General features: G+C 58.1%; 9 protein-coding genes. 5 read left to right on the top strand and 4 right to left on the bottom strand.

Annotation, left to right across the window (positions count from 1 at the left end; genetic code table 11):
* Window positions 1–27 precede the first annotated feature (27 nt).
* Window positions 28–750: a DUF502 domain-containing protein gene (locus tag Q1A71_RS10645; RefSeq protein ID WP_299675211.1), complete on the top strand. Its 723-nt coding sequence runs from the start codon at window positions 28–30 to the stop codon at window positions 748–750.
* Window position 751: 1 nt separating this feature from the next.
* On the opposite strand, the gene Q1A71_RS10640 is transcribed toward Q1A71_RS10645, so the two are convergent.
* A complete protein-coding gene (locus Q1A71_RS10640) occupies window positions 752–1,789 on the bottom strand; it encodes a patatin-like phospholipase family protein (protein ID WP_299675209.1) in 1,038 nt (345 codons plus the stop codon).
* A 41-nt stretch (window positions 1,790–1,830) separates the two neighbouring features.
* Window positions 1,831–2,616: a 3-hydroxybutyrate dehydrogenase gene (locus Q1A71_RS10635; RefSeq protein ID WP_299675205.1), complete on the bottom strand. Its 786-nt coding sequence runs from the start codon at window positions 2,614–2,616 to the stop codon at window positions 1,831–1,833.
* 440 nt (window positions 2,617–3,056) lie between these two features.
* Between Q1A71_RS10635 and Q1A71_RS10630 the strand changes: the two genes are divergently transcribed.
* Window positions 3,057–4,772: an extracellular solute-binding protein gene (locus Q1A71_RS10630; RefSeq protein WP_299675202.1), complete on the top strand. Its 1,716-nt coding sequence runs from the start codon at window positions 3,057–3,059 to the stop codon at window positions 4,770–4,772.
* A 6-nt stretch (window positions 4,773–4,778) separates the two neighbouring features.
* Here Q1A71_RS10630 and Q1A71_RS10625 read toward each other — a convergent pair whose 3' ends face one another.
* Window positions 4,779–5,402: an XRE family transcriptional regulator gene (locus tag Q1A71_RS10625; protein ID WP_299675199.1), complete on the bottom strand. Its 624-nt coding sequence runs from the start codon at window positions 5,400–5,402 to the stop codon at window positions 4,779–4,781.
* Window positions 5,403–5,466: 64 nt separating this feature from the next.
* On the opposite strand from Q1A71_RS10625, the gene Q1A71_RS10620 reads away from it, so the two are divergent.
* The 3 genes from Q1A71_RS10620 to Q1A71_RS10610 all read left to right on the top strand — a co-directional run bounded on the left by Q1A71_RS10620 (window position 5,467) and on the right by Q1A71_RS10610 (window position 8,959).
* Window positions 5,467–6,981, top strand: coding sequence for a class I adenylate-forming enzyme family protein (locus Q1A71_RS10620; protein ID WP_299675196.1), 1,515 nt, complete (start codon window positions 5,467–5,469; stop codon window positions 6,979–6,981).
* Window positions 6,978–7,619: a DsbA family oxidoreductase gene (locus tag Q1A71_RS10615; RefSeq protein WP_299675193.1), complete on the top strand. Its 642-nt coding sequence runs from the start codon at window positions 6,978–6,980 to the stop codon at window positions 7,617–7,619. The genes Q1A71_RS10620 and Q1A71_RS10615 overlap by 4 nt, the downstream gene beginning before the upstream one ends.
* 146 nt (window positions 7,620–7,765) lie before the next feature.
* Entirely contained in the window at window positions 7,766–8,959 is a 1,194-nt protein-coding gene (locus Q1A71_RS10610; RefSeq protein WP_299675733.1) for a multidrug effflux MFS transporter, read from the top strand.
* Here Q1A71_RS10610 and mfd read toward each other — a convergent pair whose 3' ends face one another.
* A complete protein-coding gene (gene mfd, locus Q1A71_RS10605; protein WP_299675190.1) occupies window positions 8,960–12,424 on the bottom strand; it encodes a transcription-repair coupling factor in 3,465 nt (1,154 codons plus the stop codon).
* Between the last annotated feature and the right edge of the window lie 25 nt (window positions 12,425–12,449).

Raw genomic sequence — 12,449 nt, 5'->3', positions numbered from 1 at the left:
ACGTGAGGCGCCAGTTAGAGAAGTGTTATGAATACCCCGTTTGACCCCGAACCACCTGTGTCCCGCCGTAGTTTGATCTCCTGGTTGCGCGCCTCATTTCTGACGGGTCTCGTTGTTATTGCGCCTGTAGGGCTGACCATTTGGTTGATCTGGTCGGTTGTTGGCTGGATCGACGGGTTCGTGTTGCCATTGGTGCCCGGGGCCTACCAGCCGGATCGACTGCTTCAGGCGTGGCTGGGTCTCGACCCGGAAACCCAGATCAACATCCGTGGCATTGGCGTGGTCATCTTTTTGGTCTTCACGGTTCTGGTGGGGTGGATGGCCAAGGGCATCATCGGGCGTTCCCTTATCCGATACGGCGAAAGCCTTGTGGAGCGTACACCTGTCGTCAGAACCATCTATTCGGGCATCAAGCAAATCTCCGAGACGGTGTTTGCCCAATCCGAACGGTCTTTCGAAAAGGCCTGCCTGATCGAATACCCCCGGCGTGGGATCTGGGCGATCGGCTTTATCTCGACAACGACCAAGGGCGAGGTCGCCATGCGAGGTAATGACGGTCAGCCGATGTTGAGCGTCTTTGTACCTACCACACCCAACCCCACATCCGGGTTCCTGCTGTTCTTTCCATCGGATGACGTGATCGAACTCGACATGACGGTGGAAGATGCAGCAAAACTGGTCATCTCGGCGGGGCTGGTCTATCCGAACGGAAAAGACACCACCCAGCCTGCGACCTCCACCAGCGCATAAGCTATTGGAACATTTCGACCAGATCGACTGAACTGCGCTTGTTCAGGTCCTGCTTATGGTGGGTCAGGAATTCTTCGGCGGCTCTCTGCCCTGCCTCCTTTAGACGGGCGAGCGTAAAGGGCGTGGGGACCAGCTTGGTCGCTACCGAGAGCTCGTTCATCAACGCGTCATCTGCAATCATGTGAATGAGTACGCGGCTTTTCTGATCTGTCGACAAGGTCCCGCGGTTCAGCAGTCTCTGGACAAACTCAATCGCGCGCAATTCCCGCAACAACGACGAATTGAAGCTGATCTCGTTGATCCGATTCTGGATGGCCTGTGCCGTACGCGGAAGTTCTGTTCGTTCAAGGGGGTTGATGTTAATGATCAAGATATCATCGGGCAGCGACGGGTTGAACAGTGGAAAGAGCGCGGGGTTACCGGTGTAGCCGCCATCCCAGAACGCTTCGGTCAAACCAGTCTCGGCGTCCTCGACTTCGACGGCTTGAAAAATCGTCGGCAGACAGGCAGAGGCAAGAATTGCGTTCGTGCCGATTTCGCTGTCCTTGAACACCCGGACCTTACCGTTCCGCACACGGGTGGCGCAGATGAACAGGCAAGGCCCCTTCCCCCCCTCTTCATGCACCGCGTCAAAGTCAAATTGCTCAACAATATCCCGCAGCGGATTCCGATAGAACGGCCCATAGACGTAAGGCGATACGGCGCGCGACCAGGCGTCAGCGGCCATAACCGGCCAGGAATACTCAAGCGCCTGACTGAAATCAGACAACGAAAACGGCAGCATCCATGCGGGGATGTGCAGGTCTGGCCGGGCGCCGACCTCTGTCCAGAGCCAGTCCAGCCGATCACGAGCGCCCTGTCGACCACCTTCGATCATACCCGCCTTGAGCGCCGCGCCATTGAGGGTGCCGGCTGACGTTCCGGAAATCGCTGAAATGTGGAGATCCTCCTCACACAGCAGCCTGTCCAAAACGCCCCAGGTGAAAGCGCCATGCGCACCTCCGCCCTGCAAGGCAAGATTGATACGCTTAACTGTCATAGTGCCTCATTCTCCTTAGCCTGACCCAGCAAACGCGGGTGCTAGAGCGCTGTCCACCCGCCGTCGACACTGATCGTGGTTCCGGTGATCTGCGCCGCCGCGCTGGAGCACAAGAAGGTGGCTGTCCCCCCCATCTGCTCAACCGTTGCGAACTCTTTCGACGGTTGTCGCGTGAGCATCACATTTTCGATGACCTCTTCACGGCTCATATCGTACTCCTTCATGGTGTCCGGGATCTGTTTCTCGACAATCGGTGTGAGCACATAGCCGGGGCAGATAGCATTGGCCGTAATCGGTTCTTTTGCGGTCTCCAAGGCTGTTGTCTTGGTCAGGCCAACAATCCCGTGTTTCGCGGCAATATAGGCCGATTTATAAGGCGAAGCGGTCAGCCCGTGCGCAGACGCGATATTGATCACACGACCCCAGCCTGCCTTGCGCATCATCGGCAAGGCGGCCGCCGAGGTATGAAAGGCAGAACTCAGGTTGATCGCGATGATCGCATCCCATTTCTCGGCGGGAAATTCAGGGATTGAAGCAACATGCTGGATACCGGCATTGTTGACCAGAATATCGCACACACCCGCCTCTTCTATGAGGCGCCGGCACTGCTCGCCCTTCGACATGTCCGCTTGAATGTAACGGGCTTTGGTTCCTGTCTCATCGGCAATCTGTTGTGCAAGGGCGTGATCATCTTCTGAGTCTGTGAATGAGTTCAGCACGACATTCGCGCCAGCCCGGGCCAACTCCCACGCGATGCCCAGTCCGATGCCTGAATTCGATCCGGTGACAACGGCTGTTTTGCCCGTCAGTGAAATCTCGAATGCCATGAACGCCCCTTCCGAAAGATGCCAATTGCTGCAGTGCATGCATCATGCCTTGCTGCGCATGCAAAGGAAACGGGTTTTGCCCTCACAGTTGCGATTGGCCGGAAAACACCCGCCAAACCTGTAGAAGTTCGCAAACAGAAGTGTGCCAAAAAAAAACGCCTGCACGAGGCAGGCGTTAAGTTATTGAGGCAGGTTTCATACAGGCAAGAAACCTATCGAGCAGTAACTTGGTTATAAGCAATCTCGCGCCGTAGGCCAAGCTAAAAGTTTGATAAGACGTAAATACCTCACTAGTCTGGCGACCAAGAAAACAAGGGCAGCAGGAGATTGTCTCCAAAATGGGTACTGTTTTTTTCCGCCCGGTTTTGCGGTTCCTGGCGGTTTTTGCAGCGATTCTTTGGTCACACAGCGGCGTCGCGCAGCCGACACATGGGATATCTATGTATGGCAGTCCCGCCTTGCCACCCGATTTTGTGTCGCTGCCCTATGTGAACCCGAACGCCCCCAAGGGCGGTCGTATCATGCTTGGCAATTCGGGCGGGTTTGACAGCCTCAACCCATTCATTCGCAAGGGGACTGTTCCGTGGCAGCTTCGGTTTCTCACCCACGAGAGCCTGATGGGGCGATCATGGGACGAACCATTCACGCTGTACGGCCTTCTGGCCGAATCGGTGGAAGTCCCCGAAGATCGATCATGGGTTGAGTTTACTCTGCGCGAGGAAGCGCGCTTTTCCGATGGGTCGCGCGTTACCGTTGAAGACGTTATCTTCAGTTATGAGACCCTCGGCCGCGAAGGGCATCCGCGTTATCTCGGCCTGGCGCAGCAGATTGAGACGATCACCCAGACGGGTCCGCGCTCTTTGCGAATTGAGTTCAACACAGATAACCGGGAACTGGCATTGCTTGCCGGAATGCGCCCGATATTGAGCAAAGCACAGTGGGATGGCAAAGACTTCGCCAACGCGGGCCTTACAGACGTTCCACTGGGAACGGGGCCTTATGTGGTGTCAGACTACGAGGCGGGCCGTTTCGTGCAGCTGACACGAAACCCGGACTACTGGGGCGCAGAGGTTCCGTTTCGGCGCGGGACCTTCAATTTTGATGCGGTGAAACTCGATTTTTACGGTGACACGTCTGTCCTCTTCGAAGCCTTCAAAGCGGGCGAGATTTCGGCGGTGAGAGAGTTCAACGCCGAGAAATGGGAAACACAATACGATTTTCCGGCAGTCACGCGTGGCGATGTGGTGAAATCCGAACTGCCGCACCAAAAACCCTCTGGGATGACCGGGTTTGTCATGAACACCCGCACGCCGCCCTTTGACGACTGGCGCGTTCGGGAAGCAATGATCCAGGCATTCAATTTTGAATATATCAACGACACGCTGACAGGCGGGGCACAGCCGCGCATCACCTCGTATTTTTCCAACTCAAGCCTCGCAATGCGGCCGGGTCCAGCGGATGAAAGGGTATCAGCTCTGCTTGCACCCTATGCCGACAGCCTGCCGCCCGGCGCGCTCGACGGCTACGACCTGCCCGTAAGCGACGGTTCGCTGCGCAACCGCCGGGGCATTCGGGCGGCCATGAAGCTTCTTGAGGAGGCGGGCTGGTCCCCCAAAGACGGGGTCATGCAAAACGCTGCTGGAGAGGCGCTGCAGTTCACCATTCTGCTTGAACAGAATAATGCGCAAGATCTCGCAATTGCGGACCTTTATGTCGGCGCGCTTGAGCGACTCGGTGTGGATGTAAGCATCGAGACGACGGACAGCGCACAGTACACTGAGCGCGAGGCGGCGTTCGACTTCGATATGACATCCTTCCGGCGCGCTGTGTCGCTCTCACCCGGCAATGAGCAGAGGTTTTATTGGGGGTCGGGTTCGGCGACGCAGGAAGGGTCTCGAAATCTGATGGGGGTCGCCTCTCCTGCCGTTGACAGCATGATTGATGCGATGCTGTCGGCGACAACCGAGGAAGATTTCAGCACGGCTGTACGTGCGCTGGATCGGGTGTTGACCGCCGGGCGCTATGTGATCCCCTTCTGGCAATATACAAACGGGCGCATCGCGCATGTGAAGGAAATGAAGTTTCCCGAGACACTGCCGCTCTACGGTGACGGCCCGGAGTATATGCCGCAGGTCTGGTGGTACGATCCGTCTTAGCCGGTTCTAGACCAGAGATGTCACCCAGAGGATGTTGGCGTCCTCTTCGCTGACTGAAACCACGTTGTGACCCATGGCCGCGTCGTAGTAGGCGCTGTCCCCCCTGCGCATTTCGATCGGCTCGTAGAATTCGGTGTAAAGCCGGATCACCCCCGTCAGGACATAGAGGAATTCTTCACCATCGTGACGGACCCACCCATCGAACTCTTCCATCTTTCGCGCGCGGACACGTGCCCGATAGGGCAGCATCTGCTTCTTCGTCAGTGTCTCGGCAAGCAACTCATGTTCGTATGTCACGGTGGCTTGCGCTGCGCCCTGCCCCGATTTGGTCACCGACATACGCCCGTTTACCTGACCTGCGCGCGGAGGTGTAAAGAGCTGCGGCACTGAAATCTCCAGCCCGATAGCCAGCTTCTTCAATGCGTCATATGTCGGAGACATCTGACCGTTTTCGATCTTGCTCAGCGTTGAGCGCGCCAGACCGGCCTGACTTGCAGCTTGCTCCAAGGTCCAGGCACGCGCCTTGCGCAATTCGCGAACGCGCTGGCCAAGATCGACGGGTGCGCCTTCTTCCGAACTTCCGCTTTCTCTTGCAATCTTGATCAGGGTCTTGGGGTCTGCATTGGCCATTGGACAGCTATAGAACCAAGCGGGCGGGCTTGCAACGCAGCGGGTCGCACGCTAGCACCCCCTCATGATGTCCATCTTTGATGAAGGGCCGCCACCCCCCTGCCCGGCGTCCTTCAACATGGCAGCCTACGTTCTCGCTGCAGGTCGCAGGACGCCTGAAAAAGATGCACTTGTTGTCCTGGGTGCCGATGCGGCCGAACGTTGGTCGTTTTCAATGCTCGAGCATGCGGTTCGCGGCACGGCAACCGGATTGCTGAACCTGGGACTTGAACGCGGCGACAGGGTGTTGATGCGCCTCGGCAATACCGTTGATTTTCCGATTGCCTATCTTGGCGCGGTGGCCGTTGGTCTTATTCCCGTGCCGACATCGCCCGCTCTGACCGCCTTCGAGACCGAACGTGCCATCGCAGAGATCGCACCGAGCGCAGTTCTGCGTGATCCTGCCGTCGCATGTGCTGATCACTCCCTCACGATTAACCTGACCCGCCTGCGTAGTTTTCGAGACATGGAGCCCGCGCCATACGACTTCGATGATCCGAACCGACCAGCCTATATCATCTTCACGTCCGGAACGTCGGGAAAGCCGAAGGCCGTCGTTCATGCCCATCGCGCCTGTTGGGCCCGACAGATGATGTTTGACGATTGGTATGCCCTGCGCCCCGATGACCGGCTTCTGCATGCGGGGTCATTCAACTGGACCTATACGCTGGGCACGGGGTTGTTGGACCCCTGGACACGGGGAGCGACCGCCATGATCCCGGCCCCGGAGGCTCAGGCAGCCGATTTGCCGGATTTGATCACGGAACATGATGTCACCATGTTTGCCGCATCTCCGGGCATTTATCGTCAAGTACTGAAGTCCGAACAGAACTTCGGAAGTCCTTCGCTGCGCCACGGGCTCAGCGCCGGAGAGAAACTCTCAAGGCGCCTGGCAGACGCGTGGCGGAGGGCGACCGGCACCGAAATTTACGAAGCCTTCGGGATGTCGGAATGCTCGACGTTTATTTCGGGCGCACCGGGGCGTGTCGCGGCGCCAGATGCCCTTGGGCGTCCGCAGGCAGGACGAAGGGTTGCGCTGCTCGGAGAGAGCGGGCCGGTCAAGATCCAGACGGAAGGGACCATTGCGATCCACCGCACAGACCCCGGTCTCATGCTGGAATATCTAAATGACGAGACGGAGACTGCCGGACGCCAGCAGGGAGAGTGGTTTCTGACGGGAGATCAGGCCATCATGTCACCGGATGGGCAGATCACCTATCTCGGTCGGAATGATGACATGATGAACGCCGGTGGTATCCGTGTTTCACCCCTGGAAGTAGAGGCCGTGTTGGCCGAGATACCGGACCTTCTCAGTGTCGCAGTCACGGATGTTCAACTCAAAGCAGATGTTCGCGTGATCGCCGCGTTCTATACGGCTGCTGCAGAACTGGACGAAACGGATCTGCGCACATATGTCAGCATGAAACTGGCGCGATACAAGCAGCCGCGTCTCTATATTCATGTGCCGGACCTGCCTGTGGGCGCGAATGGCAAAGTTCGGCGACAAGCGCTGCAGGCAAGATTTGGGGACCATCCATGACCGAGATCGTCAAGCTCGACATAATGTCTGATCCGATTTGTCCATGGTGCTACATCGGCAAGACACATCTCGACAAAGCCTTGGCTGATCAGCCTGGCCATCCTTTCCAAATTGAGTGGCACCCTTTCCAGCTCAACCCGGACATGCCACCCGAGGGCATGGATCGTCGCGCCTATCTCGAAGGAAAGTTCGGCGGAAAAGAGGGCGCCATACGAGCCTATGCACCAGTGCTCGAACATGCGGAGGCGGCAGGTCTCAAGATAGACTTCGAGGGTATGACGCGAACCCCCAACACGCTGGACGCACACAGGCTCATTCATTGGGCCGGGATAGAGGGACGGCAGACCGCGGCTGTGTCCGCTCTTTTTGAGGCCTATTTTGTCGAGGCCAGAGACATCGGCGATCACGATGTGCTTGCTGACGTGGCTGACGGCATTGATATGGATGCTGCGGTTGTGCGGAAATTGCTCCAGTCGGACGCCGATGCGCAGGGTATTCGGGATCGTGACGCACATAGCCGGAGTATGGGAGTCAATTCTGTCCCGACCTTCATCGTGGCGCAAAAGCACGCTGTACCCGGGGCGCAACCACCCGAGCTCTGGGCCCGTGTGATCCGCGAATTAAGCGCTGCTGCTTAATCCGCGGGCGCGCACGCACAATTGTGTAAAAATGTGACGTTGTCGCATCCACAACTGTAGGTTACACCAAAACGGTCGCAACATGCTCTTGGAGCACTTGCGAGTTGGGAGTATGTCGCGTGCCGCAGTCTGCATCGCACCCCGTGATGGGGCGCGCCGAATTCATCGCATTGATGGCCATGATGTTCGCGACGATCGCATTTTCGATTGACGCGATGCTACCAGCCTTGCCCGATATCGCGGATGAGCTCACGCCTGACGATCCAACACGCGCACCTCTGATCATGACGGCCTTCGTGCTCGGCATGGGCATTGGGACGTTCTTCATGGGCCCCCTTTCGGATGCCTTTGGCCGGCGCAGCATCATGATCTGCGGTGCAGGGCTTTACATCACAGCCTCCGCCATCGCTTGGGCAAGTTCGATTTTCGAAGTTGTGCTGGCCGCGCGGGTCGTTCAAGGCATTGGAGCCGCCGGTCCCAGAGTGGTGTCCATCGCGGTCATCCGCGATCTCTACTCGGGTCGCGAGATGGCAAAAATCGTGTCAATTGTGATGATGATTTTCACCTTGGTGCCCGGCTTTGCGCCGACCCTGGGATACCTCATCATTTCCACGGGTGGCTGGCGGGGGATTTTTGCAGCCTTTATGGTTTTCTCCGCGATTTCTGTTCTATGGCTTGGCCTGCGCCTGCCCGAGACCCTCGCGCGCGAGGATCGACGCCCCCTCCGTCCACGCTTGATGATAACCGCCGTCGGCGAAATGTTTGCGCATCCGATCGTGCGCCTGTCGATTGTCGTGCAGACCCTTTGCATGTCGATCCTGTTTACGGTGCTGATGATGATACAACCGGTATACGAACAGATCTATGACAAGCAGGACACGTTCCATTTCTGGTTTGGTGGCATTGCCTTGGTGTCGGCCCTCGCCAGCTTTCTCAATGCGATGTTGGTGATGCGCTTGGGCATGCGACGCCTGATTACAATGGCCTTGGCCATACAGATCGTGTTGTCTGTGACCGTGCTCCTCCACAACGAAACACTTGGCGCCAGTGCGTTTTTCGTCTTTGCGATTTGGCAGGCCTACGTCTTTTTTCAGGCCGGGCTCACCATAGGCAATTTGAATGCCATCGCGATGGAGCCCATGGGACATATCGCCGGCATGGCCGCGAGTGTCATCGGTGCGGTCTCGACCGTCTTGGCTGCCATGATCGCGTCACCAATCGGCCTCCTGTTTGATGGAACCATCCGGCCACTGATTGGTGCAGTTTTTGTGATGGCCCTGATGGCTTTTGTTGTGATGCGCTACATGGGCCGGGTCGAGGCCCGTTTGCCAGCTGAATAGCTACCCAGCTTTCGCGCGTTTTGTCTTTTTCTCGGCAACAACCTTCTCCGCCAGATCCCGGGCAATCGCGAAGGCCCCCTTGATCTTGTCGCTGTCCGCTTTCCAGTCGCGCCGAACCACGATCTTGTTGTCCTTGACCTTGGCGAGGCCACGCTGATCCTGGATGAACTCGACCAGCCCCTGTGGTGAGGCAAACTTGTCGTTATGAAACTGGATGGTCGCGCCTTTGGGGCCACCATCCAGCTTGGCGATCCCAGCCTTCTTGCACATAGCCTTGATACGAACCACCAACATCAATGTGTTCACTTCCCGCGGCAGCTTTCCGAAACGGTCGATCAGCTCTGCCGCAAAACCTTCCAGTTCGACCTTGCTGCTCAGGCTGCTCAAGCGTCGGTAGAGACCGAGCCGGACATCCAGATCCGGCACATAGTCCTCCGGTATCAGCACAGGCACCCCTAGATTGATCTGCGGGGCCCACTGATCGTCGGCGTCGCTGAGCCCCTCCATCTCACCTGCGCGGATCTTTGCAATCGCCTCCTCCAGCATGGATTGGTAGAGTTCAAAGCCCACATCGCGCATCTGGCCCGACTGCTCTTCGCCCAGAAGGTTGCCGGCCCCTCGAATGTCGAGGTCTTGGCTGGCCAGCGTGAAGCCGGCGCCCAACGTGTCGAGGCTCGACAGCACCCGCAGGCGTTTCTCGGCCGTATCCGTCAACTTGGTGCGCGGTTTGGTCGTCAGGTAGGCGTATGCCCGCGTCTTGGAGCGCCCGACCCGACCCCGGATCTGATAGAGTTGGGCCAGCCCGAACATGTCGGCGCGATGCACGACCATTGTATTGGCTGTTGGAATGTCGAGGCCAGATTCGACAATTGTCGTTGCCAGCAGCACATCGAATTTCCCGTCATAAAATGCGTTCATCCGGTCATCGAGCTCACCTGCCGGCATCTGCCCATGGGCCACGACATAGGTCAGTTCAGGCAGCTGTTCCTTCAGAAACTCTTCGATCTCCGGCAAATCCGATATTCTTGGCACAACATAGAACGACTGCCCGCCTCGATAATGTTCGCGCAGCAGTGCTTCTCTCAATGTCACCGCATCGAACTCGCTCACATAGGTTCGGATTGCGAGGCGATCAACCGGAGGGGTACCAATAATGCTGAGATCGCGGACCCCAGTCAGGCTCAACTGCAGCGTCCGTGGAATCGGCGTCGCGGTGAGCGTGAGCACGTGTACGTCACTGCGCAGTTGTTTCAGCCGCTCCTTATGCGCGACGCCGAAGTGCTGTTCCTCGTCGATCACCAGAAGCCCAAGATTCTGGAAACGAACGCTCTTGGCCAGCAGCGCATGCGTTCCGATCACAATGTCGACCGTGCCGCGCGACAGGCCATCTCGGGTGGCATTGGCCTCGCCGGTGGATACAAATCTGCTCAGCTGCCGCACATTGATCGGAAAACCGCGAAACCGCTCGGCGAAGCTCTTGAAGTGTTGGCGGGCGAGCAGCGTAGTCGGCGCAATGACAGCCACCTGCACGCCAGACATTGCAGCCACGAACGCAGCACGCATTGCCACCTCAGTCTTGCCGAAACCGACGTCGCCGCAGACCAGGCGATCCATCGGGTTTCCGGAAGTCAGATCACCGATCACCTCCTCTATGGCGCGCAGCTGATCATCTGTTTCCTGATAAGGAAATCGCGCGGAGAAGGCGTCCCACATACCTGGTGGTGGTTCCAGTACAGGGGCTTTGCGCAAGGCCCTTTCTGCGGCAATTCGGATCAGCTTGTCCGCCATCTCGCGGATGCGCTCTTTCAGACGAGCCTTCTTGGCTTGCCAGGCACCACCGCCCAGCCGGTCAAGCAACCCTTCTTCATGACCGTACTTGGATAGAAGTTCGATATTCTCGACCGGAAGGTAGAGCTTTGACCCCTCTGCATATTCGAGCAGGATGCACTCATGCGCAGCACCGGCGGCTGTGACGACCTCCAGACCCTTGTAGCGACCGATCCCGTGGTCAACATGGACGATCAGGTCCCCGGGGCTGAGGGCCTGCGTCTCCGTCAGGAAATTCTCAGCCCGCCGCTTGCGTTTCGGCCTGCGGATGAGCCGATCTCCCAGCACGTCCTGCTCGGAGATCACGGTAAGACCAGGTGCCTCAAACCCGTGCTCCAATGCCCACACAGCCAGATGCAGCCCTCGCTTGCCGATGCGCGTCGCATCCGGCACCGGGATAGCTTCAGCAAGCCCCTCGTCTTCAATCAGCCCGGTGAGCCGCTCGCGCGCCCCCTCGGAATAGCTGGCGACCAGCACGGGGCCATTATCAAGCTTCACCTTGATATGGCTCGCCAGCGCGCCGAAGAGACTGAGCGACTCTTGTTGGCGTTCTGGCGAAAAGTTACGTCCGATCCGCGCGCCCGCGTCGATGACGGATAACCCTGTCGGTTGCGGCAAGGGCGTCAACTGCAAGACCCGACGCGCCTCCGTCGCCGTCACCCAGGCCGTGTCATTCAAATACAGCCGATCGGGCGGACAAGGCTTGTAGACGCTGTCCATCTTCGAACGATTTGCCATTGCCAGGCGCCGCGTCTCATATTGATCGGCAATACTGTCCCACCGTGCCAATCTGGCAGCCGGGACTTGATCATCCAGAGTAATCAGCGCGTCGGGGAGATAATCAAACAGCGTTTCCAACTGATCGTGAAAAAATGGCAACCAATGCTCCGCACCCTGATGCTTTCGACCGGCGCTGACAGCTTCATAGAGCGGGTCATCCGTGCCTGCCGCCCCAAACTCGATCCGGTAGTTCTGGCGAAACCGCCGGATCGCGGCGTCATCCAGGATCACCTCGGACACGGGCGCAAGCTCGACGGTTGTAAGCTTGTCGATCGTACGTTGGGTTCCGGCGTCGAACCGCCGTGCGCCGTCGAGCACATCACCGAAGAAGTCGAGCCGGATCGGCCCAAGATCCCCGGGCGGAAATATGTCGATGATGCCACCCCGAATGGCATAGTCGCCCGGCTCGGTCACGGTCGAACTTTGGACAAATCCCATACGCACCAAAAAGCGGCGCAACCCCTCTTCGTCGACCCGGTCGCCTACGTGTGCGCTGAATGCGGCTTCCCGCAAGGTCGTGCGCGCCGGAACGCGCTGCATGGCAGCATTCAGCGTCGTCAGAAGGATGAACTGCGCCGGCATTCCGTGTACCAGCCCGGCGAGCGTTGCCATGCGTTGTGCCGAGATGTCGGCGTTTGGCGATACGCGATCATAAGGCAAACAGTCCCACCCCGGGAAGGTGATCACCGGGATATTCGGTGCAAAGAAGCGCAAGGCTGCTCGCATGGCCGCCAGCCTCTTGTCATCCCGCGCGACATGCAGGATCGGACGTCCCTGTGTCTCTAGCTCATTGAGCAAGTACCGCGCGTCATACCCTTCGGGCACGCCGGACACTGTGATGTGCGATGGATTGGCCATTGGATGCTTCAATTGGGATTCAGAC

The sequence above is a fragment of the uncultured Roseobacter sp. genome (assembly GCF_947493125.1).
GTDB lineage: Bacteria > Pseudomonadota > Alphaproteobacteria > Rhodobacterales > Rhodobacteraceae > Roseobacter.
This window is presented reverse-complemented; position numbering and strand designations above follow the sequence as displayed.